Raw genomic sequence first — 23,339 nt, forward strand, 5'->3', positions numbered from 1 at the left:
TCCATATGCCCTTTTTTCTTTATTCCAACCCCGCCTCCCGCATATGTTGCCGCAGGCTTAGCGGCCGCATGTCGGTCCAAACTTCCTTGATGTAATCCAGACATTCCTGCTTTGGGCCTTTGGGGCCGACGGCGCGCCAGCCGTTGGGGATTTCCTTGTAGTCGGGCCAGATAGAATATTGTTCTTCGTGATTGACGACGACTTGGTAGGTGGTGGTGTCTTCTTCTTCGTCCCAGCTCATTGGGCCCTCCGGATTCTGTTGAAAAGGCGGTTGGTTTTAGGCGGTCTCGCAAAGTCCATTGCCTGAAAAGTTTTGTTAATTAGAACGGCTCGGTTCTTTACCGGCAACGGTTATTGCTTCTACGTCTGTCGATGGTAACTGCGGCGAATTGGCGCAGCTGTTTGTTCGACCATCGAGGCGGAGTGATTCCGTGGAGAAGACGACTTTAGGGGCTGTGTTCCTCAGTCGTTGCTTAAATCGGCTTGGCGATTTTTGAACTGTTTGCGGCAGTGGAGTAGCGCTCGGGCTAACAGTTTTTCGACCGCGCTGTCGGAAATGTTCAACTCGACCGCGATTTCCGCGTAGGTCATGCCGTATACCCGGTTCAGCACGAATGCTGTTTTGGCCCGTTCGGGCAGTTCGTCGACGATGCTAGAAAAAATCGCCAGCTTTTCGTTGACCAGCGCCAAGTGTTCTTCCGAGGGGGTTTCTTCGGCGATGTCCAGCGTGGGTTCGGTGCTGTAGACGTGTTTTTCGGTGACCTTGCGGTGCTTGATGTGGTCGTAAGCCAGATTGCGGGCGGTGCGGAATAAAAAGCCGCGCGGATGCTCGATGACTTGTTTTTGCGATTCCCTGGAAAAAATGATGAAACATTCCTGTACCAAATCTGCGGCGATTTCCGGGCAATCGACTATGCGTGCCAAGTGCTGTTGTAGTTCCGTTTGATGATTTAAATATACGGACTCAATATTCATCATTAACTCCCTCTGGCTAATCGGTTGGGCTGCCTGGCGTTGGATTGCCGGGCCGGCTCTGGCGGCGTTGACAAATCCGGGTGCGCACGATTGCAAGCAGTGCCGGCGACCAAGTGTGGGCCGGGCTGACTGTTGGGGGGTGGGGCGGTTCCGGATATTATGCTACCGCCTCAAGCAGCAGGTTTTACGCCAACTGACAGTTTAGCCAATATCAAGGGCTTAGCCATCGCCGACGTCGGAGTTGGACCGTCAATGCGCGAAATGGCTTAATAAAAAATAGGCATATAACATAGATTAATTTTATGACCCTTTGGATATGCCTCATTCCGGTCGGCACCGGGATGGGGTGGATTTGTTTTATAGGCGTCTTCTAATATAAGCCGTAGCCGGAAATTGCTAGCTTTCGACCTTGGCTTTTTCTCAACCGGTATTTATGGGGTCAGTATGCTGAAGTTTTTATGGCGTTCGTCTTGGGTCACGATGGCTGGTGTGATGTTGACGGGCATTGTCGCAGGTTTGAGTAACGCCGCCCTGCTGGCGTTCATCAATACCCGGCTGGCCGGCGGCTTGACCGACTTTGCCGATCCTGTCTGGTTTGCCGGTTTGGCGTTGACGGTTTTGACTAGCCGATTTGTATCGCATTATTGGCTGAACCGTTTCAGTACCAAGACAATCCGTGACTTGCGCCTGCACATCAGTCGCCTGATCTTGCGCGCTCCCTATCCCGACTTACAGCGGTTCGGTAAAGCGCAATTGCTCGGGCATTTGACCGAGGACGTGACGGCTATTGCCGGCGCCAGCGAGCTGTTTCCGGTTTTATGCATCAACTTCGCGATCGTCGCCGGTTGCATGGCTTATCTGAGTTGGTTGTCCTGGCAATTGGCTGCGGTCTTGGCCGGGGTGATTTTATTCGGGATTACCACGTTTCAGCTTTGCAAGAACATCCCGACCCGCTACGTGCGCGGAGCTCGAGAAGAATACGATCGCTTGAGCCAAGGTTTCTGCGCACTAACGGAGGGCGTACGCGAATTGAAGTTACACCGGCATCGTAGCGAGGCTTTTGTCGCCCGATCGCTGGCAGCTAGCGCCGAAGCGTACCGGCGCGACAGCTTGCGGGCGGCGGCAGCCTATTTGGCGATCAATCAATGGACACAACTACTGTATTTCCTAACGATAGGCGTCATTTTGTACGGATTTCCGGTGTGGCGCTCGGTCGGCGCGGAGGTGATCTGTGGCTATATTTTGGTGTTTTTATTCATGATGTCGCCATTGACGATTTTGACCAGCAGCTTGCCGGCGTTCAGTCGGGCCAAGGTTGCGTTACACAAGGTTTTACAGTTGGACGATAGCTTGGCTGGGACGCTAACAATTGATTTGGCGGAGCCGGACGGGCCGCGCTTCGACAGGTTGGCGATGCGCGGCGTGACCCACGCCTTCCACCGCGAGAAGGAAAACCGCCAATTTCGGCTAGGGCCTATCGATCTGGATTTCCGTCCGGGCGAGCTGGTGTTTCTGGTGGGAGGCAACGGCAGCGGTAAGACCACGCTGGCGATGTTATTGCTGGGTTTGTATCACCCGGAGCAAGGCACGGTCATTTGGAACGACAGCGTGATTCACGCCGGTAACCGCGATGTCTACATGCAAAATTTTTCGGCGATCTTCGCCGATTTTTATTTGTTCGACGCGTTGTACGGCGTGGATGTCGCTAACCGGCAAGCTTTGATCGACGATTATCTGGCGCGCCTGCACTTGAGTCACAAGGTTGAAATCGTCGATGGCGCCTTTTCGTCGGTGAACTTGTCGCAAGGTCAGCGCAAACGCTTGGCTTTGTTGGCGGCGTATTTGGAGGACCGGCCGTTTTATGTGTTCGACGAATGGGCGGCCGACCAGGATCCCGAATTCAAACAAGTGTTTTACGCTGAATTATTGCCGGCGCTGAAGGCTAGAGGCAAGACGGTATTGGCAATTACTCACGACGATAAATATTTTCATCTGGCCGACCGCTGCATCAAACTCGAAGAAGGGCGAATTACCGCAATCGAATATCCGCAGGCCTACCGGCAAACGGCTGGGGCGGAGACGGGGGCCTCTATCGAGGCATTGGCGTCGAGTGACGGGGGAATTCGATGAGGCGAGTTACCAAATGGGGGCTATACGTCGGTTCAGCGGTATTGGCGCTGGCGACCGTCGCAGCCGGCCTGGGGTATTGGTGGTTGGCGCGCTCGCTGCCGGACTTGGATGGGGAGCGGCGCTTGCCGGGGCTTGTCGCGCCGGCAAGCATAGTCACCGATCGCCACGGCATACCGCTCATCAGCGCCGATAGCCGCGTCGACGCGGCGCGAGTGTTAGGGTATCTCACCGCGCGCGATCGCTTGTTTCAAATGGATTTGATGCGTCGTAAAAATGCCGGCCTATTGGCGGAAATCTTTGGCGCTATGGCATTGCCCAGCGACATTCAGGCTAGAACCTACGGATTTTCGGATCTGGCTCGGCGAGTATTGACCAAGCTGCCCCGGGCGCATCGCGACTATCTGGAAGCTTACGCCGACGGCGTCAATAGTTACTTGGCGCAAAATTCGGTTTTGCCGTTCGAGTTCGATGTATTGAGTTATCGGCCGGAGCCCTGGAAGCCGGAGCACAGCCTATTGATTGTATTGGGAATGTTCGAAAATCTGACGGCCAGGGTAGAGAGCGGCGAACGCATGCTCAGCGTTATGGCGCAAACCTTGCCCGTCGACGTTGTCGAATTTTTAACGCCGGATAGCGATCGCTATACCGATAGCCTAATGCGTCATACTCTGTCGCTACGTCCTCCGAGGCCGGTGCCGGTTGCGGCGCTGCAAACGCTGCTGGCTCGCCGCGACGCAGCAATCGGGTCGTTGGCGGCGGCGCCGGCCGAAACCCTGGCCGGTTCCAACGCCTGGGCGGTGGCCGGCGCCAAGACCGTCGACGGCCGGGCGATTCTCGCCAACGATATGCATCTGGGTATCAGCGTGCCCAATATTTGGTACCGGGTGGAGCTCGATTATCCCAAAGTGCGGGCGGCGGGATTGAACTTGCCGGGCACGCCAATTCTGGTGGTTGGCAGTAATCGCCACGTGGCTTGGGGCATGACGAATCTGGCCGGTGATTTTCTGGACCTGGTCCGGCTGGAAATCAATCCGGACGATGCCGACCAATACAGGGTTGGCGCGGAGTGGCGGACTTTCGGCGAACGCCGCGAGACAATTTCCGTCAAGGGCGGCGAGTCTAAGATCGTGACGGTTAGGGAAACGATTTGGGGCCCGGTGGCCCGGCAGGATTTGTTGGGTCGGTCGGTCGCGATTCATTGGGCAGCATTGGATGCGGATGCGGTCAATCTGGAGATCATGGCGTTGGAGCAGAGCGAAACGCTGAGTCAGGCTCTGGATATCGCCAACCGCGGCGGCGGTCCCCAGTTGAATGTGCTGTTGGCCGACGATGTAGGCCATATCGCCTGGACCGTCACCGGTAAGATTCCGCGCCGCTTTGGCGGTGATGGCGCGGTCAGCCGTTCCTGGGCGGATGCTCAAACCGGCTGGCGCGGCTACTTGGCACCTGGGGAGATGCCCAGGGTCATTGACCCGCCGGAAGGCTATTTACTGAGCGCTAACGAACGGCGTTTTGCCGCGGATTTTCCGGTTCCTGTCGGTCATCAATTTGCACCGGGTTTTCGTGCCTACCGAATTAATCAGCGTTTGGCTCAGATGACTCAGCCTAGCGAATGGACGCTGTTTAATCTGCAACAAGATACCGACACCGAGTTTTACGCCTACTACCAACAGCTGGCGCTGCAATTGTTGACGCCCGAGGTTCTGGCGCAAAGACCGGCCTTATCAGGATTGAGAGACTATTTGTTGAGCTGGAACGGTCGGGCCGATACCGGCAGTTTGGGCTTGCCGGTGTTGATCGAGTTTCGCAAGCAATTGATCGACACCGTGTTTACGCCGTTTTTGAGCGCCTGTAAGCAGGCGGATCCGAGTTTTGTTTACGCATGGAGTTATGTCGACACGCCGCTGCAAGCGCTGCTGACTGCCCGCCCGGCGGTTTTGTTGCCCGATCCCGGCGCGCGGAGTTGGGAGGCGTTTCTGTTGGCGCGCCTGGAGGCCAGTGCCGCCGCCGTTGCGAGCCGTTTTCCCGGTCTGCCGCTGATGGAACTGACTTGGGGGCGGCAAAACGTAGTCGGTCACGCCCATCCGTTTTCCAAGGCCGTTTCCGCATTGGCGGATTTGTTGGATATGCCGCGCCAGCCTCTGGCCGGTTGCGGCGGCTATTGCGTTAGGGTCACCGGACCTGACTTCGGTGCCAGCGAGCGTTTGATCGTGTCGCCTAACCATTTTCAGGAGGCGATTTTGCATATGCCCGGCGGCCAATCCGGGCATCCGTTATCGCCGTATTACCGCGATCAACAGCCCTACTGGTTGGTGGGCTTGCCGCTGGCCCTGACAGTCGGCAGACCGGAGCACACCTTGCTGTTTAATCCGGTACCGGCAGCGGGACAAAACTCGGCGGCGGCAAGCCCGATTCGTTAAAATGTAATTTAAATTAAAGCTTTGACGTCCGTTGAGACCCGTTTGGGGTAAGGTTGAGCGGGGTGTAAAATCCCGTTGGACCTTACGGTTTTTTTATCCGATGAGTACAGTGCCTTGGAATCCGAAATTGAAGATGGCATAGACGAACAGGCCGTCGCTTGGTTCGTTCGGTTGCGCGCCGATAACGTCAGCGGGCAAGACGAAACATTGTTTCTGGAATGGTTGGAACAGGCCGAAACGCATCGTAGCGCGTTTTACGAAATTTGTTTGCTGTGGGGGGACCCTGATTTTTTACACTGCTTGATCGGCAATGCCAAAAAACACGGTATCGCGCCGAGTCTCAAAAAAAAACGTTACATTGAGGCTTGGCGGTATCCTGTATTGGTTGCCGCGTTGGTGGTGTTGGCCGTGGGGGTGGCGAGACCGCTGCGCGTGGCCTTGAAAGCCGATTACAGCTCGGCATTGGGCGAACGTAAAACCGTGAAACTCGCCGACGGTTCAACGGTGATGTTGAATACGGGTAGCGCCATAGCAGTTGAGATAGCCGGCGAACAACGCATGGTTGAACTGCTGCAAGGCGAAGCTTATTTTGACGTCAAACCCGACCCCAATCGGCCGTTTATCGTGCGAGCCGACCGTTCGACGACGCGCGTGTTGGGGACGCATTTCTTCGTCGATCGCCAAACCGACGGCGACAGAATCAGCGTGTTGTCCGGCCGGGTGGAGGTATCGGAACCCCGGCGTTGGAAGGAGGCGCTGGTATTGCGCGACCGGGAAGCCGTCACGGTTTACGATAACGCCATCGGCCAGCCGCAAACGATGGACTCCGCCCTGTCCACGTCGTGGATCGACGGCTATCTGGTTTACGAAAACGAAACCCTGGAAAACGTGATGCGGCAAATTAACCGCTATCACGCCGGTACAGTGTATTTTAAGGATGATGATTTGCGGCAAATACGCATCAACGGCCGGCTCAAAATTCGGCGGTCGCGCGAGATGTTCGATGTCTTGCGGCATTCCATGGCGCTGAAAATGACCTATCTGACCGATTGGTTGGTAATCGTCGGCTAGGTTTGCGCGAAAGTCGGCAGGTTTCTTTATCCTAGTTCGAATGACGAAAACGTGAGCGGGGTTGTTACAGTTGTAAATGACTTGAGTTTTTTACGTTCTTGCTGGTCCTAGGGCGTTGCGGCCCAGTGCATAGCTGACCAAGTGCACGGTAAGAGCCGTTTTCCAATGGCATGGTTAGCTCTTAATGATGCCTTCCGTTCTTAAACAGTTCAGCGTTTCAGTATCCAGGATCAACTCTGGCCCGAGTGGCACATCATAAGTCGAAATACCTGTGAACTCGGAATCTTGCCAAGTCTGGCTGCGCGATAAAGCTCTTTAGCGTCACGACGCTCGCAAATTGTTACATCGCATCGACTGTAAATTTCGATGAAATCTAGCCGTGACGCTAGCTCCCACCAGTTCGCGTTCCAATCGGAAAGACGAAATGAATGCAGTGTAGGTGATATTGCCTGCCTCCAGCATCAGCTTGGCAACCTTCGCGACGCGGCAGATATTTTCTCGACAGTCGGCCACGCTAAATCCTAAGTCGAGGGAGCCAGACAAATCCCTTGATCGCCCAGGCGCGGCACGATCTAGTTGGGCGGACAGTCCGCAAATTCATCCGAATTGGCTACGGCCAGGACGTCGGCGCCGTGGCCCCGGCCTAGTACGTAGGTGTCTTGCCGGTGCCGCGGGTCAGCGCCACCTTGTCCGTCCAAAGTGTCGTTGCCAGCCAAGCGGGAGGGGCTGTTGGCGGCGCTGTTGCCGGTAAGCCGATTGTCCAAGTTCGTTAACCAGAGCGGAATTTTTTCCAGAAATCGGCTCCATGGCAAATGTTGAAAGCCATTTGATATCAAAACTTGATATGCGTCCTGGAAAAAGTTAGACGCCCATTTTGTTCAAAAAGTGGAAAATTTTCCACGCAGACTTACAAGCGGGTTCGAATCGCTGCCTGTCGGCAGGGCGAAAAAGACTAAAAAGCCTCTCCAATAGGCTGGCTAGATTCTGGCCGAGAGGTTGTTGAGCAACCCGCTCGATCTGTCGCCGCGAGCTTGGCGTCAGGGGATCGTCGTATTGGAGTACAAACCTAGATTTGTACTCCGGCCGCGTGGTTTTAGCCGCTCCGGTTGGTGGGAACAGCGGGTTGGAATCGCCGATGGTCGGCCGGGCTAAAAAGACTCGGCGTCGAGTACCGCCGGTGCTTAAGCGAGTTGGCGAAACGAAAGGAGGCGCATGGCGTTTGATTTGGCGCGCGACTCGACGCGTTCGGCGAAATCGGGCACACTGACCGTCAGACCAAATAAAGCGGCCAGGAGCGTGGGCGATGACGACAGAACCTTGCACGTATGTAATCTTTGGAGCGACCGGGAATCTGGCGCGGTTGAAATTGATGCCGGGCTTTTACCATCTGGAGCTGGAGAACAAGTTGCCGGATGGTTGTCGGATTGTCGCGGTCGGTCGGCGGGGCTGGGATAGGGTGATCTGGTTGGCCGAAGTGAAGGCGATGTTGCGCGAGCGGGTGCCGGACGACTTGGATGACTCGGTGTTTGCCAGGTTCGCCGAGCGCCTGGACTACCATCGCGGCGACATGGATGATCCTGCTTGCTATCAGTCCCTGGCCGAGGTCTTACAAGGCCAGCCCCAATTTTCTAAAAATATTGCGTTTTATTTGGCGATTAGTCCCGGCGACTTCGGTAACGTCATTGAGGCCCTGAGTCGGGTGGGGCTGTTGAGCGAAGACGACGGCTGGCGGCGGGTGATCATCGAAAAACCGTTCGGCTACGATTTGGAAAGTGCCCAGGCCTTGCAAAAGCGCTTGAGTCGCTATTTGAGCGAGGATCAAATCTACCGAATCGATCATTACCTCGGTAAGGGCATGGTGCAGAACGTATTGGTGTTCCGCTTCGCCAACGTGATGCTGGAACCTTTATGGAACCGCAATTACATCGATCACATTCAGATTACCCATGCCGAGGATTTGGGTATCGGTAGTCGCGGCGAATATTACGATAGCGCTGGGGCGTTGCGCGACATGTTGCAAAGCCACTTATTGCAGTTGCTGACGCTGGTGGCGATGGAGCCGCCGGTTTCGATGGACGCCGAGTCGCTACGAGACGAAAAGGTCAAGGTGTTGAAATCGATTCGGCCGATTCCCAAGTCGGCGGTGCATGCTCATACCTTTCGAGGTCAATATGCCAGGGGCAATATCGGCGGCCAGAAAGTGCCGGGATATTTGGAAGAGGCCAATATTCCGGCGGACAGTAGTACCGAGACCTACGCGGCGATCAAGTTGCTGATCGATAACTGGCGTTGGCGCGGCGTGCCGTTTTATTTACGGACCGGCAAGCGCATGGCCAAGGGTCAGTCGTCGATCGCGATTTGCTTTCGTCATCCGCCACTGCAATTCTTCCGAGATACCCACGTGCATTGCATGACGCCGAATTGGGTATTGATGGGTATCCAGCCGGATGAATGTATACGCATCGAGATGACCGTCAAGGAACCGGGACTAGAAATGCGAACCCGCACTACCAGCCTAGACGCCAGTTTTCGTCATCCCGACGAGCGGCGGGTCGATGCTTACGAAGATTTATTATTAGACGTGATGAAGGGCGACCGTTCGCTGTTTTTGCGATTCGACGAAGTCGAATACGCTTGGCGCATCGTTGATCCGATCTTGCAAACCTGGGCGATAGAGCGCGATTACATTGCCACCTATTCGGCCGGTTCCTGGGGGCCCGACGACGCCAAGCGCTTGTTCGAGAAAGAAGGTCAGTATTGGCGCAGTTCCTTACTGCCGGAGTGCCGCTGAGGTCGCGCGCCCGCTTTTTAGTCCTTGGGATAGACCAACACCCATTCGATGCGCGGTCCGTTCATCTCCTTAACGACGATGTCGAAGCGGTTGAAGGCGATGCGTTCGCCGACGTCGGGAATGTCCTGCAGTTGTGCCAGGATCATGCCGCCCACCGAATCGACGTCGTCCAAATCCAGTTCTTCGTTTTCGACGTCGACGCCCAGTATCCGCTCCAGCGAGAAGATCGGCAGGCTGCCCTTGCCTAGCAAACCGCCGTCTTCCAGGCGGGTCCAGTCGCTTTGCGAGCGGGCAAATTCGTCGCGAATCTCGCCAACCAAGGCCGACAGCAGATTGTCCAACGTAATGTAGCCTTCCGGTTTTTGGCCTTTCTGGCCGACCACCGCCAAGTGCGGCGCGCCCTTGGTAAAGCGCCGGAACAACTCCAACGCCGGTAGATGCGCGGAAATGTGCTGGATTGGTCTGAGATAGGCCTGCAAGTCGTCCAGCGGCTGACCTTGCTGTTGGGCCAAAAACAAATCCTTCAAATGCACCAAGCCGAGCAGGTCGATCCGATTGTTGTCGAAATAGGGATAGCGGCTGTAGCCGCTGTCGCAAATGGTCTGCAGGATTTCCTCGGTGGGTTGACCACGGTATAGCGCTTTCACTTCGTGGATCGGGCGCATCAAATCCGAGACTTCTAGCTTTCCGAAATCCAGCGATTTCGCCAGTACGTTGCGCTCGTCCTTGGTGAAGCCGCCGCCGGCGCTGCTGGAGCGCAGAATCAATTTAATTTCGTCGGTCGAATAATGGCTGTCGTGATGGCCTTCGCTGCACAAGCCGGCCAGATGCAGCACCAGATTAGAACTGGCGTTCAGCAACCAGATTGCCGGATACATGATCCAGTAAAAGGCGTAGAGCGGTCCGGCACTCCACAACCCAATGCCTTCGGGGTTGCGAATCGCCAGCGATTTGGGGGCTTGTTCGCCGACGACAATGTGCAGAAACGAGATCGTGCAGAAGGCAATCGCAAACGACACATTGTGGATAATTTCGGCCGAGGTAACGCCCATTTCGGCAAACATTGGTTTCAATAAGTCGGCGAAGGCCGGTTCTCCGATCCAACCCAAGCCCAGCGAGGCGAGGGTGATGCCGAGTTGGCAGGCGGATAGATAGGTGTCGAGTTTTCTATGAACTTTGGCGAGAATTCGGCCGCGCCAGCCGTGGGTTTGTTCGATGGCTTTGATACGGGTTTGCCGTAATTTCACCAAGCTGAATTCGACGGCCACGAAAAAACCGTTCAAACCGACCAATAGCAAGGCGCCGGCAACCAAAACAAGAGTGTTCATACATTTTTGAAAACCACAACGGAATAGCCATTATAGCCGATCGCATCGCGACGCCGACGCTTGCGCGTTGCTTTGCGCCGGTCCGCATCGCCTCGCAAGGCGATAGCGGCTACGGGCGTCGAGCAGGGTGGCGGTCAATGTTGGTGGTTAGGTGGACAGGCTCGGACCAGGCGGCTGGTCATGTGTCGTCGTTGGAGTAGTCAAGCTAAGTCCGCTGACTGGCGATACCGGTGCCGATTTTCAATTCGGCCAGCCAGTTGATAAAGCGTTCGACATCGTTACCGCGATAAATGGCGCCGTGTTGCGGGCAAAGCATGTCGATCTTGAGGCGGCTGACGCGTTCGCACCAGTCCAGCTTGGCCGACTCAGAACCCATCCAGCGCCTATGAAAGCCTTCGGCGTATTGGATGTGGCTATCGAAGTCTTCGACGAACAGCCCTGCGTTCGCGCTCGGCAACAAGGCTGCCCCGACATCGCCGGAGAACAGTATGCTCGCTTTGCGGTCGTAGAGTTGAAAGTTGCCCGAGGAATGCAGGTAGTGCGCAGGGATTGCTTCCAGTTCGAGGTTGCCTAACAGAAAGGTTGTACCGTCGTCGGGTAGCGCGATAAACGTATCGGCATTGCCGCCGAAATGAGGGACGAAGCTAGTCCACAGCCGGCTCAGATAACATTTCAGTTTGGGGTTGAATTCCAGCCATAGTGCTAGCGAGGAAATGATATCCGGGTCTTGGTGGGATGCAAACAGGCCTACGATTTGGTTGGGGTTGAATTCGGTATCGATCGCCGAAAACACGTCGGGAAAAATCTCCATGCCGCCGGGATCGGTGAGTATCGCCTGCTCGCCGTTGAGGATCAGGTATTCGTTGGTATCGATCAAGTAGCTGGCCTTGGTTGGATCGCGGGCGATGGCGACCCATTTGTGGGGACCGTGTTCGTAGATAAATTCGAGTTTTTTCATGAGTTCAGTGCTCCAGCGAAGCCCGTAAGGTCGTCAATAGCGAAATGATGTTGAGCACCGTTTTCTCGATTTGTTCGGCGATTTCGTTCAATACTTGACGCATATCACCACCGTGCGCGGCTTCGATTTTGGCCGACCTCGCCAAGGCGTTGCCGGCCTTGCACAGTTGTAACGTGCGCTTTGAATAGCGGTTTAGTTTTTCGATGTCTTCCGCAAACTCGTCGGTTACCGACAGCAAGGCCGCCGATTTGTTTTGCAGCGGGAGTTTCATCGTCTGTTCGCCGCGCGGACTTTTGGTTAACGTCGTCATCAACAGATGACGCTCGCGGCTGAGTTTTTTAAAGATGGCGGCTTTTTTGGACATCGCATAAGTTAACTGGCTGAGCTGAATCATCGCGGTTTCCAGCTTTCGACTGAACTGTCTTAGTTCCGAACTGACCACACCGAAACCCAGTAGACGCTGGCCGGAGGCTTTCGAGATCAGCATTGAATTGATGGCAACCAGATAAGACGCGGAAGAAATCCGCAAGATTTCCTTGATGTGTTCGTTCAGCGAGACTATCCGTTGCATGTCCAGCTGCGCGGAAATCGAATTTATCGGCATGGCGCTTAGTCTCCTAGTCAAATTGGCGGGGCATTCTACGCTACCGCGGGTAAGTGGGTTGGATCAGGTGGCGAATGTTTGAGCTGGCCCTGATTTTCACGGCGAACGAGTCCGGCCTTGCCAAGGGCAGACAGCATTGCCTATTCCCTAAGTCCGTTTACGGAATCGTTTGTCTCGACGTGTCGGCCTGCAAGGGTTACCGCGTCGTCGGAGGCAAATGAGCCGGATGATGACGCGCCGGTAAACCGTAGGCTAAATTTTAACGGTTCGACCTTCGGCGGCGGCTTGCAGCGCGGCGACGATGATGCGGCAATTGGCGCGGGCGTCGTCCAGCGACAATGCCGGGTCGCGGTTATTTAGCACGCAATCTGAAAAATGTTCGATTTCCAGCCGGAAATGGTTGCTGTAAGGTAAACGCTCTTCGGCTTGACGGCCGTCTTCGGTCCACCAGGAAATCACCGGCACGTCGCCCGGCAGCTGCCAGACGACGTGGCATTTGATGCCGCCATGGGTGCCGATGATTTCGTATTCGCAACGACGAGCCCGCTCGAAGCTGAAATCGAAGTGACCGTAGCGGCCGTCGCCGAAATCGACAATGCCGCTAGTGACACTGTCGGCGCCGCTTTCGACGTATTTGGAAACGGCGCTGACCGCCAGTGGTGCTTGCCGGAAAAACAGCCGGAGGCTGTGAATTGCGTAGCAGCCGATATCCCACATCGCTCCGCCACCGTGCGCGGTGTCGTCGGCCAGCCGATAAAGGCGGGCCGGTCTCATCATGAACGAGTAACTGGCCCTGACCGAGCGGATCTCGCCGATCAAACCGGCGTTTATCAATTCAAGAACCCGCTGATGCTGCGGATGGAAACGGTACATAAAGCCTTCCATGACTTTGACATTGTAGCGGCGGGCGGCAATTTCGATGGCATCGATATCGGCAATCGTCAGCGCCATCGGTTTTTCGCATAATACGTGCTTGCGGTGTTCGATAGCCCGCAGAGCCCATTCGGCGTGTTCTTGATTCGCCATCGGCAAATACACCGCTTGCACGTCGTCGTCTTTAAGCAGGGCATCGAGATTGTCGTAACACTGTGCTCCGGTCGGCTTTGGCGCGTATTTGGCTAGCGTTTCGGCGCCGGCGCCGGGGCGGCGGCTGGCGATCGCCACCAATTCGGCGTTGTCGGCTTCGACGATGGCCGGCAGCAGACGTTCGTTGATGCGTGCGGCGCCGAGGATTCCCCAGCGTAGTCGGGTCGGATTGTTCATCGTGTTTGCCTCGGATGAATCGACATTGATGGATCAGATTAGCAGTTTGCCCGCCGACCGCAAGCCGTCGGGTTTTGGCTGGTGGTCGGCGAAGCTTGGCGGCGGTCTTTTGAATGAATACCAATGCATAAGTTCCGCACGCCCAGCTCGTGAAGAAACCCCCGCGCATAAAAAAGGCCGAAGCGTTTCGGGCTTCGGCCTTGGGTTCGGTCGGCGGGGCCGTATTAAGCCATCGCGCGCAGTTTATCGTTCAATCTGCTTTTGCTGCGGGCGGCTTTGTTTTTATGGATCAAGCCTTTATTGACCGCGGAATCGATCACCGGCACGGCCGATCTGAAGGCCGCTTGCGCTTGTTCTTTGTCACCGGCCTTGACGGCGGCGATAACTTTTTTGATGAACGTGCGGAGATTGCTGCGTTGTCCGGCATTGCGAATACGGCTTTCCTCTGCCTGACGCGCTCTCTTTTTAGCTTGTGGTGAATTAGCCATAGGGGTATCAAGTCGTTGGGTTGGTTAGGAACCGCGCATTATCTTTTTGGATGCTATGATTGTCAACTTTTAATTGACTCCGGACCGGCGACAGGATACGCAGTGAGCAAGCAATTATACAAGTCGACGGCGATAGTCGGCAGCATGACGATGATATCGCGAGTCATGGGCTTTATCCGGGACATGTTGGTCGCAAACCTGTTTGGCGTCAACGCCGATACCGATGCCTTCTTCGTGGCGTTTCGGATTCCGAATTTATTGCGGCGTTTGTTTGCCGAGGGTGCGTTCGCCCATGCCTTCGTACCTGTACTTGCCGAATATAGCGGGCAAGGCGAACGTTCCGCGTTGCGAGGCTTCATCGATCGTACCTTCGGTACGCTGGCGGGGTTGTTGTTTTTAATGACGTTGTTGGGCACGATGGCCGCGCCCTTGCTGATACTCTTGGTGGCGCCGGGATTCGTCGCCGATCACGCTCATTTCGTGCCGGCGGCGGAGATGCTCAGAATCACATTGCCGTATCTGTTTTTCATCTCGCTGGTAGCGTTCGCCGGGGCAATCCTGAACGCGGAGGGCCGATTCGCGGTCCCGGCACTGACGCCGGTCATCTTGAATCTGGTGATGATCGCGGCGGCGGTCTGGCTGGCTCCCCATCTGGAGCGGCCGATCACCGCATTGGCTTGGGGCGTATTCGCGGCGGGGATTATGCAGCTGTTGTTTCAAATTCCGTCGCTTTGGCGGATTGGTTTGATGCCGAGGCCGCGCTGGGCTTACCGCGATCCGGGCGTACAGCGCGTCGTCAAGCTGATGTTGCCGGCCATTTTCGGCGTCTCGGTGGCCCAGATCAACATGCTGGTTGGTACGTTGATCGCCTCCTTTCTGGCGGCCGGTAGCGTGTCCTGGCTGTATTATTCCGACCGTCTGGTAGAGTTCCCGCTCGGCATTCTCGGCGTCGCGTTGTCGACGGTGATTTTACCGAATCTATCGAAAAACCATATCGCCGCCGACCGTGCCGCATTTTCGGCGGCTCTGGATTGGGGGTTAAAGCTGGTGGTGCTGATCGGCGTGCCGGCCACCCTGGGATTGACCCAATTGGCCGAGCCGCTATTATCCACATTGTTTCAATACCATGAGTTCGGTGTCGAAGACGTGCATATGACGGGCAGAAGCCTAGCCGCCTACGCACTGGGTTTACTGGCTTTGATGTTGATCAAAATCCTGGTTCCGGGTTTTACCGCTCGCCTGGATACCCGATCGCCAGTGCGCTTCGGGATGAGTGCCGTCGCCGCGAACGGGGTGTTGAATCTGTTGTTGGTGCCGTTTTTAGCACACGCCGGGGTGGCGCTGGCCGCCACGCTCGCCGCCTATCTGAATGCCGGGCTGTTACTGAACGCCTTATTGCGGAACGGCACCTATCGGCCGCGGCCGGGCTGGTTGGCGTTCGCGGCTAGGATTGTGATCGCGTCCGCGACGATGTCGGGCTTTTTGATTTACTTTGTCCAGCCGGAAGTCTGGTTCAGCTGGGGCGCCGGCCAGCGCGGCCTGCAACTCGGCGCGGCGGTCGGCGGGGCGATCGCAGTGTATGCGGCGGTGCTTTTGATCTGCGGTTTGCGGCCGAGGGACTTGAGTTTTTCCGTCGCGCCATCATAGTCATGTAGAATAATTGGGGTTCGACGAAGTCGAATAAACGTTTAATTCAGTCAACTATCTATGAAAACGAAAACAATCGGTTTTATCGGCGGCGGCAACATGGCGACCAGTTTGATCCGCGGCCTGATCGCCAGCGGCCATTCGCCCCGGCAGATCTGGGTATCGGACACTTCGGCTGAGTTGTTGAACGCTCACGCCGATCAACTGCACGTGAATACCGCCCGCGATAACGCAACCGTCGTTAACGAAGCCGAGGTCGTCGTGTTGGCGATCAAGCCGCAAGTATTGCGTGAGGTGGCGCTGGAAATCGCGCCACTACTGAAACACAAGCATGGGTTGATGGTTTCGATCGCCGCCGGTATCGGCCAGCAAAGCTTGGCGTTATGGCTGGGCGGCGACACGGCGATCGTGCGCTGTATGCCCAACACGCCGGCCTTGGTTTTGACCGGCGCCACCGCATTGCACGCCAACGCCAATGTCAACGACGAACAAAAAGATTTGGCCGAGAACATCCTGCGAGCGGTTGGGCTGACGTTGTGGGTGGATGACGAAGCCGAATTGGACACGGTCACTGCGGTATCCGGCAGCGGTCCAGCCTATTTCTTCCTGTTGATGGAAGCGATGGAAGCCGCCGCGTTGCAAATGGGCCTGGACGAACGTAGCGCCCGCTTGCTGATTCAGCAAACCGCGCTCGGCGCGGCGAAGATTGCTCTGGAATCGGCCGATTCGCCGGCCCAGTTGCGGGCCAGGGTAACCTCGCCTGGCGGCACCACGCAGCGCGCCGTCGAAACCTTCCAGCAGGGAGGCTTCGAGGCGCTGGTGTCCAAGGCTTTGCACGCGGCGCGGGATAGATCGGTTGAAATGGCCAAACAATTGGGAGCCGATTGATGGGAAGCAATTACATGACCGATCCGGTGGTATTCCTGATCGACACGCTGTTTTCGCTGTACATCCTGGCGGTGATGTTGCGGTTTTTGCTGCAGTGGACGCAGGCGGATTTTTACAATCCGGTCTCGCAGTTTCTGGTGAAAGTCACCCATCCGCCGTTGCGGGTGATGCGCCGCTTCATACCGGCATTCGGCCGCATCGACAGTTCGTCGCTAGTGCTGGCCTTGCTGTTGCAAATGTTGGCGAACTTTGCGATTTTGGCGGTCAAGGACTTGTCGGTCGGTTTTGTCGCGCTAGCCTTGCTGTCGTTCGCCGATCTGCTGAAAATGATCCTCGATATTTTCGTGTACGCGATTTTCGCGGCGGCGATTCTGAGCTGGTTCGCGCCCGGCAACTATAGCGGTGCGTCGTCGATACTTTACAGCTTGACCGAGCCCTTGCTGAACGTCTGCCGGCGGGTGATACCCGATTTAGGCGGCATAGACCTTTCGCCGTTGGCCGCGCTAGTGTTGCTGCAACTGGCTAAGATGATGGTATTGCCGCCGTTGCATCAATTGATCGCGATTTTGGGCTGACGAGGCGGGCGGCGATGCGCGGCACGTTGAAAACCACCACGTTGGTCGCGCTCGCGGCATTATTGCTGGTCGGTCCATCGGTTCAGGCCAAGAAGATGTATCGTTGGGTCGATGAAAACGGCAATGTCTATTTTTCCGACCAAGTGCCGCCGGACCAAGTCCAGCACAAGCGGGAAACCCTGACCGAGAAAGCCCGGATCGTCGAGACCGTCGAAAAGGCCAAGACCGCCGAGGAATTGGCCCAGCAAAAACGCCTGGACGCGTTGCGCAAGGAACAGGAAAAAATCGTCGCCAAGCAGGCCGCCAACGACAAGGTGCTGCTCAGCACGTTTCGCAGCCTGGACGACATGGAAAAGGCCCTAGGCAACAAATTGGCTAGCTTCGACGCCAAACGTAAGGTCATTGAAGGTAATATCGAGCGATTGCAGAGCCAGTTGCTGAAGCAGGAACAGCAAGCCGCCGAACACGAACGCAACGGCCAGAAAGTGCCCGGCAAACTGCTCGACGAGATTGCCGCGACCAAGCAGCAAATCGGCCAGTCCAATCAGGAGTTGGCCGATCACCATAGCGAGCGCCAAAATACCGAAAAAGCCTTTCGGGCCGACATGGCGCGTTTCCAGTTTCTGACCCAGGCCAATGCCGACGCCAAGGCCGCCAATTCTTCGCTGGCCGCCAGCAACGCCGGCAACGAATTGGGTTTGTTTGTTTGCCAGGACGCCGAACAATGCCAAAAAGCCTGGAAACTGGCCGGCGAGTTTGTCGCGGCCAATTCCAGCACCGGGCCCGATGTGGAGACCGAAAAATTGATCATGCGGGCCGCGCCGCAACAGGACGACGATTTGAGCCTGTCGGCTTCCTTGCTCGAGCAGGGCAAGGTCAGACAGATATTCCTGGATATTCGTTGCCGTCAGTCCAGTTTGGGCAACGAGCTTTGCAACAGCGCCAAAGTCAAGAGTTTGCGGCAAAGCTTCGCGCCGTATCTGCAATCCGGCTTAGCGGCGCAGCAATAAGGTGCCAACCCCTTGGTCGGTAAACAACTCCAGCAACACCGCGTGATCCACCCGGCCATCAATGATATGCACGCTGTTGACGCCGCCTTTTAGCGCGTCGGTCGCGCAGCGGGTTTTCGGAATCATGCCTCCGGAGATGGTGCCGTCGGCGATCAGTGCATCGATGTCCGGCATTCTCAAGCCGGTCAACAGCTTACCTTGCTTGTCCAGGATGCCGGCGGTGTTGGTCAGCAACATCAGTTTTTCCGCTTTCAGCACTTCCGCGACCTTGCCGGCCACCAGATCGGCATTGATGTTGTAGGAATGGCCGTCCGCGCCGACGCCAATCGGCGCGATCACCGGGATGAAGTCGCTATGCACCAGCATGTCCACGACGGCCGGGTCTATGCTGCTAACCTCGCCGACATGGCCTAGATCGATGATTTCCGGCGCATCGTCGACATTGGCGCCGGCCTTGGTCATGGCGATCTTGCGGGCGTGGATGAAATTGCCGTCCTTGCCGGTCAGCCCGACGGCCTTGCCGCCGTGCATATTGATCAGATTGACGATTTCCTTATTCACCAAGCCGCCCAACACCATTTCGACGACATCCATCGTCTCGCTGTCGGTGACGCGCATGCCGTCGACGAATTCCGAGGTCTTGCCGAGCCGGGTCAACAGATTGCCGATTTGCGGACCGCCGCCGTGGACGACGACCGGATTGATGCCGACCAATTTCATCATCACGATGTCGCGAGCGAAGCTATGTTTCAACGCGTCGTCGACCATCGCGTTGCCGCCGTATTTGATGACGACGGTCTTGTCCTTGAATTTTTGGATATAGGGCAGGGCTTCGATCAGAACGTGAGCGATTTGGTGTGGGGTGTTTTCTTTCATGAATGAGCTTAATTAAAAAGGTAGGTCTAGGTCGGGTTTGATTTGTAGCAACAGCTGTTTGAACTGATCTTGAATCCGGCGTAGCGCATCCTTGGTGTCCGCCTCGAAGCGGGCGGTCAGCGCCGGCGTGGTATTGGACGCGCGAATTAGTCCCCAGCCGTCGGCGAATTCGATGCGTAGTCCGTCGATGTCGATGACCTTAGCGTTCGGGAAGCGGGCATTGCCTGCCAATTGGGTCATCACGGCCGCCGCTTCGCCCTCGGCGAGCGGAATCAGCAACTCCGGCGTGCTGATGCTGTCGGGCAGATCGGAGAACACGTCGCTGCTGGAGCGCATGTCGGCCGACAGAATCTCGATCAAGCGCGCCGCCGCGTACAGGCCGTCGTCGAAGCCGAACCAGCGGTCGTTGAAAAAGATATGACCGCTCATTTCGCCGGCCAGCGCCGCGCCGGTCTCGTGGAGTTTGGCTTTCATCATCGAATGGCCGCTCTTCCACATCAACGGCTGGCCGCCGCGCTTCCTGATTTGCTCTTCCAAATGCTTGGAACATTTGACGTCGAAAATCACCTCGGAGCCAGGCTTGCCGGCCAGCACGTCACGGGCGAACAACATCAATTGCCGATCCGGCCAGATGATTTTGCCCGACGAATCGACCACGCCCAAGCGGTCGGCGTCCCCGTCGAACGCGACTCCGACATCGGCGCCGTAATGCTTGACCGCGCCGATCAGGTCGGCCAAATTCTCCGGCTTGCTGGGATCGGGATGGTGGTTGGGAAAATGCCCGTCGATATCGCAAAACAATTCGACAATATCGCAGCCCATGGTTTTCAACAGCAACGGGGCCAGCAAACCGGCGGCACCGTTGCCGCAATCGACGACGACCTTCATCGGCCGGACCAGATGCACGTCGTCGGCGATCGTGCCGATATATTCGTTGCTGAACGCGGTATTCAGCTCGACCTTGCCGAGTTCGCCCTGGCGAAAGTCGCGGGCCAGCGTGCGCTGCTTGAGCTGCTGAATCGCCGGGCCGGCCAAGGTTTCGCCGTTCAGTACCAGTTTCAGTCCGTTGTAGTCGGGCGGATTGTGACTGCCGGTGATCATGATGCCGGTGCGGCCCTCGCAATGGCGGGCGACGAAGTACAGTAGCGGCGTTGGCACCAGGCCGATGTCCAGCACGTTGCAACCGGTCGAGCGGATGCCGGCCACCAGGGCTTCGGCCAACGCCGGACTGGACAGCCGGCCGTCGCGGCCGACGACGACGGTGGGCACTTGTTGTTCCAGCGCCAGACTGGCGAAAGCGGCGCCGATGTCGCGCACGCCGTCCTGGGTCAGGCCGCGGCCGACGACGCCGCGAATGTCGTAGCCGCGAAAACTGTCGGCGAAGTCGTTGCGCGCGGGTCGTGGCGGCGGAGCGGATGGCTTGGGCGCCGAGCTGGAGGCCGGCGCTGGGTGTGGGGGCGGGCCGGGTTCGGCGTCCGCCGGTTGGCCTAGCGTAATCGGTGCGGTATTCAACACGATCGGCGCCGTGTTCAGTGAAATCGGCGCGGTGGCGAATGGCTCGGCCGCCGGTTGAGGCGCTTCCTCGACGAAGTCGATGTCGAAGGATTCGTCGAAAAAGTCGTGATCGTCGGCGAAACCGGTGCCGGTCGGCTCGGCGGTCTGTTCTTGTTGCAAGATGCGCTTGAATTGCGCCAGCGCCGAGATGATCGGCTGCATTTCTTCGAGCAATACCGGGTAGTTGCCGACCTTCTTGCCGGCCATCATGTCCTTGGCGGCTTTTAAAATCACGCTTTGGTCATGATGCAGAAAGTCGTGCAATTTGCGGTAGCCGATAAAGAATCCCAGGCAGGCCAACATGGCCGGAATCAGGACAATGCTGGCGAACAATACCGTGTTGCCGGTACTGTCGCCGCTACCGATCCAGAGATCGAGTTGCCAGCGGGTGTTGGTCAACGGCAGGGATTGCGGTTCGTCGAGTTTGGCGGCCGGGTTGCCGGCACTGGCAATCACGCTTTGGTCCTGTTTGATTTCGATCAGGCCCGCATTGAAAATGGTTCTGGACAGGAGTTGCTGAACCAGATCCGGTTTCAGGCTGACCAGTACGGCCCCCAGCGTCTGCTGGTTGGCGACGACGGCGCTGGTGATCGCCAGATGGCGGTGTTCGCCCTCGCCTTGCACCATCGGCTTTTGTTTGGCCGTCAACGTGGCGCGCACCATTTCCAGATCGGCGAAGCCCATGTTCGGCGTTTGCGTCAGTTCCGGCTCGCTGACGGTGGCCGGCAGAATGCGGACCCGCAAGGCCTGAGGTATCGCGTCTTGCAGCCGGGCGGCCAGCTTGTCCAAATCGGCGCGGCCTGCGCCGGCGGCCAGGGCGTTGGCGACTTCGGGCGACTGCGCCAGACCGTCCACCACTTTTTGCAGGGTGTCGATCTGACTGGCAACGCCGACCGACATTACGCCGGCAATCGCGGTGACGCTGGATTGCTCGGTATCGCGGACGTTGGCCGCCGCCAGCCAGTAGCCGGCGGCACCGGTGACCAGCACCATCAAAGCCGCTATCGCGGCCACTATGCTAAATATTCGGCCCATCGCGGCGGCTCCGGATTTTAATGACGGCCGCTGTGGCCGAAGCCGCCGGCGCCGCGTTGGCTGTCGGCGAATTCGGCCACGCATTCGAATTCGGCCTGGACCACCGGAACGAACACCATTTGGGCGATGCGCTCGCCGACTTCGACGATAAACGTCTCGCTGCCCCGGTTCCAGCACGATACGAAGATTTGGCCTTGATAATCCGAATCGATCAGGCCGACCAGGTTACCGAGCACAATGCCGTGTTTATGGCCGAGTCCGGAGCGCGGCAACAATACAGCGGCCAGATGCGGATCGTCGATGTGAATCGCCAGGCCGGTCGGGATCAACGTGCTGGCGCCGGGTTGCAGCGTCAGCGGCGTGTCCAGGCAGGCCCTCAGGTCCAGGCCGGCCGAACCGTCCGTGGCGTATGCCGGCAGCGGAATGTCGTGGCCCAGACGGGGATCAAGAACTTTTAGTTGAATTTTTCGCATGAAAATGTTCCGCGATCAGAGTGATGAGTTGCTCGGCCAGGGCGGATTTTTCGGTCATCGCCAAGCTCGCGGCCCCGCCCGGCCAATAGACTTGCAGGGCATTGCGATCGCTGTCGAAACCGCCGTCTTCACGGCCAATCCAGTTGGCGGCGATCATGTCCAGATTTTTGGCGATCAATTTGCCTCGGGCGTATTTTTCCAGGTCGTCGGTTTCGGCGGCGAAGCCGACCACGAACGGCTTGGGCTTTAACGCGGCGACATCGGCGACGATGTCCGGATTTTGGGTTAATGCTATCACCGAGGCGCCCCGCCCCTTTTTTAATTTGACGGGGGCGATCTCGCTGGGTCGGTAATCGGCCACCGCCGCCGCGCCGATGTAGATATCGGCTTCGCCCATGAGAGCCATGACCGCCGCGTGCATGTCGGCGGCGGTTTCGACGTCGATGCGTTCGAGGCCCGGTGGTGTCGGCAACGCTACCGGGCCGCTGACCAGCGTGACTTGCGCACCGGCCCGAGTCGCCGCCGCCGCCAATGCGTATCCCATCTTGCCGGAACTGCGATTGCTGATAAAGCGCACCGGGTCCAGCGCTTCGCGGGTTGGGCCGGCGCTGACCACCAGTCGCGCGCCTCGTAGCGGTCGGTCCCGATCGTCCGACAACAGGCTGTCGCAAAGCTCGGCGGGCTCGAGCATCCGCCCCAGTCCCAGTTCGCCGCAAGCCTGCTCGCCGCTGGCAGGTCCCAACACGCCAACGCCGTCGGCCGCCAGTGTAGCGAGATTGCGTTGGGTGGCGGGCTTGGCCCACATGGCTTGGTTCATGGCCGGTGCGACATAGACCGGACAGTCGGCGGCCAGCAGCAGCGTGGACAACAAGTCGTCGGCCAGACCGTGCGCCAATTTTGCCAGCAGATCGGCACTCGCCGGGGCGACGACGACAGCATCGGCCCAGCGCGCCAGATGAATATGGCCCATCGCCTGTTCCTGGCCTGCGTCCAGTAAGTGCAGGTGAACGGCGTGGCCGCTCAGCGCCTGGAAGGTCAGCGGGGCGACGAATTCGCGGGCGGCGGCGGTCATGACGACGCGCACCTCGCAGCCCTGCTTGCGCAACAGGCGAACCAATTCCGCCGCCTTGTAGGCCGCGATACCGCCGCAAACTCCCAGTAATATGCGTTTGTTAATCGTCTTGCCCCAAAACGGTAAAGAGTTGGAATTATGGCAAACTCCCCCGGATTCTTCTATGCTTGAACCGTTTTTT

The 23,339-nt window shown here is 57.3% G+C and carries 19 protein-coding genes and 1 pseudogene; 8 read left to right on the plus strand and 12 right to left on the minus strand.

Annotated features, from left to right (window positions below):
- Nucleotides 1–19: 19 nt before the first annotated feature.
- Both ACQE3E_RS05485 and ACQE3E_RS05490 read right to left on the minus strand, forming a co-directional pair.
- Nucleotides 20–241, minus strand: coding sequence for an MbtH family protein (locus ACQE3E_RS05485; protein WP_064025298.1), 222 nt, complete (start codon nucleotides 239–241; stop codon nucleotides 20–22).
- A gap of 221 nt (nucleotides 242–462) precedes the next feature.
- Entirely contained in the window at nucleotides 463–978 is a 516-nt protein-coding gene (locus tag ACQE3E_RS05490) for an RNA polymerase sigma factor (protein WP_427501301.1), read from the minus strand.
- 441 nt (nucleotides 979–1,419) lie between these two features.
- Between ACQE3E_RS05490 and ACQE3E_RS05495 the strand changes: the two genes are divergently transcribed.
- The 3 genes from ACQE3E_RS05495 to ACQE3E_RS05505 all read left to right on the plus strand — a co-directional run bounded on the left by ACQE3E_RS05495 (nucleotide 1,420) and on the right by ACQE3E_RS05505 (nucleotide 6,596).
- The gene (locus ACQE3E_RS05495; protein ID WP_313728762.1) at nucleotides 1,420–3,105 is read left to right on the plus strand and encodes a cyclic peptide export ABC transporter; all 1,686 of its coding nucleotides are present in this window, start codon (nucleotides 1,420–1,422) and stop codon (nucleotides 3,103–3,105) included.
- The gene (locus ACQE3E_RS05500; protein WP_427501302.1) at nucleotides 3,102–5,525 is read left to right on the plus strand and encodes a penicillin acylase family protein; all 2,424 of its coding nucleotides are present in this window, start codon (nucleotides 3,102–3,104) and stop codon (nucleotides 5,523–5,525) included. The genes ACQE3E_RS05495 and ACQE3E_RS05500 overlap by 4 nt, the downstream gene beginning before the upstream one ends.
- A 114-nt stretch (nucleotides 5,526–5,639) precedes the next feature.
- Entirely contained in the window at nucleotides 5,640–6,596 is a 957-nt protein-coding gene (locus tag ACQE3E_RS05505) for a FecR family protein (protein WP_313728760.1), read from the plus strand.
- Nucleotides 6,597–6,826: 230 nt separating this feature from the next.
- On the opposite strand, the pseudogene ACQE3E_RS05510 reads toward ACQE3E_RS05505, so the two are convergent.
- Nucleotides 6,827–7,139, minus strand: a pseudogene (locus ACQE3E_RS05510) (adenylyl-sulfate kinase).
- Nucleotides 7,140–7,899: 760 nt separating this feature from the next.
- Here ACQE3E_RS05510 and zwf point away from each other — a divergent pair.
- The gene (gene zwf, locus ACQE3E_RS05515; RefSeq protein ID WP_313728759.1) at nucleotides 7,900–9,387 is read left to right on the plus strand and encodes a glucose-6-phosphate dehydrogenase; all 1,488 of its coding nucleotides are present in this window, start codon (nucleotides 7,900–7,902) and stop codon (nucleotides 9,385–9,387) included.
- Between the two features lie 17 nt (nucleotides 9,388–9,404).
- Here the strand turns inward: zwf and ACQE3E_RS05520 are convergent, their stop codons facing one another.
- The 5 genes from ACQE3E_RS05520 to rpsT all read right to left on the minus strand — a co-directional run bounded on the left by ACQE3E_RS05520 (nucleotide 9,405) and on the right by rpsT (nucleotide 14,028).
- Complete coding sequence (locus ACQE3E_RS05520) at nucleotides 9,405–10,715, minus strand: hemolysin family protein (RefSeq protein WP_064025286.1); 1,311 nt, start codon at nucleotides 10,713–10,715, stop codon at nucleotides 9,405–9,407.
- 205 nt (nucleotides 10,716–10,920) lie between these two features.
- The gene (locus tag ACQE3E_RS05525) at nucleotides 10,921–11,673 is read right to left on the minus strand and encodes an MBL fold metallo-hydrolase (RefSeq protein ID WP_064025284.1); all 753 of its coding nucleotides are present in this window, start codon (nucleotides 11,671–11,673) and stop codon (nucleotides 10,921–10,923) included.
- 4 nt (nucleotides 11,674–11,677) lie between these two features.
- The gene (locus ACQE3E_RS05530) at nucleotides 11,678–12,277 is read right to left on the minus strand and encodes a hypothetical protein (protein WP_064025282.1); all 600 of its coding nucleotides are present in this window, start codon (nucleotides 12,275–12,277) and stop codon (nucleotides 11,678–11,680) included.
- 252 nt (nucleotides 12,278–12,529) lie between these two features.
- Nucleotides 12,530–13,540, minus strand: a complete 1,011-nt coding sequence (locus tag ACQE3E_RS05535) for a Gfo/Idh/MocA family protein (protein ID WP_064025280.1) — start codon at nucleotides 13,538–13,540, stop codon at nucleotides 12,530–12,532.
- A gap of 224 nt (nucleotides 13,541–13,764) precedes the next feature.
- Complete coding sequence (gene rpsT, locus ACQE3E_RS05540) at nucleotides 13,765–14,028, minus strand: 30S ribosomal protein S20 (RefSeq protein WP_064025278.1); 264 nt, start codon at nucleotides 14,026–14,028, stop codon at nucleotides 13,765–13,767.
- 102 nt (nucleotides 14,029–14,130) lie between these two features.
- On the opposite strand from rpsT, the gene murJ reads away from it, so the two are divergent.
- From murJ to ACQE3E_RS05560, 4 genes are read left to right on the plus strand one after another with little or no spacing between them, the layout of a single operon-like run.
- A complete protein-coding gene (gene murJ, locus ACQE3E_RS05545; RefSeq protein WP_071157223.1) occupies nucleotides 14,131–15,675 on the plus strand; it encodes a murein biosynthesis integral membrane protein MurJ in 1,545 nt (514 codons plus the stop codon).
- Nucleotides 15,676–15,735: 60 nt separating this feature from the next.
- Nucleotides 15,736–16,563 carry a pyrroline-5-carboxylate reductase gene (gene proC / locus ACQE3E_RS05550; RefSeq protein ID WP_168032164.1) on the plus strand — a complete coding sequence of 276 codons (828 nt, stop codon included), beginning with the start codon at nucleotides 15,736–15,738 and terminating at the stop codon, nucleotides 16,561–16,563.
- Nucleotides 16,563–17,138 (plus strand): YggT family protein, encoded by a 576-nt coding sequence (locus tag ACQE3E_RS05555; protein ID WP_064025272.1) that lies wholly within the window; start codon nucleotides 16,563–16,565, stop codon nucleotides 17,136–17,138. The genes proC and ACQE3E_RS05555 overlap by 1 nt, the downstream gene beginning before the upstream one ends.
- A 14-nt stretch (nucleotides 17,139–17,152) precedes the next feature.
- Nucleotides 17,153–18,148: a DUF4124 domain-containing protein gene (locus ACQE3E_RS05560; RefSeq protein ID WP_064025270.1), complete on the plus strand. Its 996-nt coding sequence runs from the start codon at nucleotides 17,153–17,155 to the stop codon at nucleotides 18,146–18,148.
- Here ACQE3E_RS05560 and argB read toward each other — a convergent pair.
- The 4 genes from argB to coaBC are packed head-to-tail and all read right to left on the minus strand — an operon-like array spanning nucleotide 18,131 to nucleotide 23,263.
- Nucleotides 18,131–19,024 (minus strand): acetylglutamate kinase, encoded by an 894-nt coding sequence (gene argB / locus ACQE3E_RS05565; protein ID WP_071157229.1) that lies wholly within the window; start codon nucleotides 19,022–19,024, stop codon nucleotides 18,131–18,133. The genes ACQE3E_RS05560 and argB overlap by 18 nt on opposite strands.
- Before the next feature lie 12 nt (nucleotides 19,025–19,036).
- Complete coding sequence (locus ACQE3E_RS05570) at nucleotides 19,037–21,613, minus strand: phosphomannomutase/phosphoglucomutase (RefSeq protein ID WP_427501303.1); 2,577 nt, start codon at nucleotides 21,611–21,613, stop codon at nucleotides 19,037–19,039.
- 17 nt (nucleotides 21,614–21,630) lie between these two features.
- On the minus strand, nucleotides 21,631–22,086 hold the full coding sequence (dut, locus tag ACQE3E_RS05575; RefSeq protein WP_313728757.1) for a dUTP diphosphatase: 456 nt from the start codon (nucleotides 22,084–22,086) through the stop codon (nucleotides 21,631–21,633).
- Entirely contained in the window at nucleotides 22,058–23,263 is a 1,206-nt protein-coding gene (coaBC, locus tag ACQE3E_RS05580) for a bifunctional phosphopantothenoylcysteine decarboxylase/phosphopantothenate--cysteine ligase CoaBC (RefSeq protein WP_313729455.1), read from the minus strand. Before coaBC ends, dut begins: the two co-directional genes overlap by 29 nt.
- Nucleotides 23,264–23,339 lie beyond the last annotated feature (76 nt).

This window comes from Methylomonas sp. MED-D, from assembly GCF_050276835.1.
Taxonomy (GTDB): domain Bacteria; phylum Pseudomonadota; class Gammaproteobacteria; order Methylococcales; family Methylomonadaceae; genus Methylomonas; species Methylomonas koyamae_A.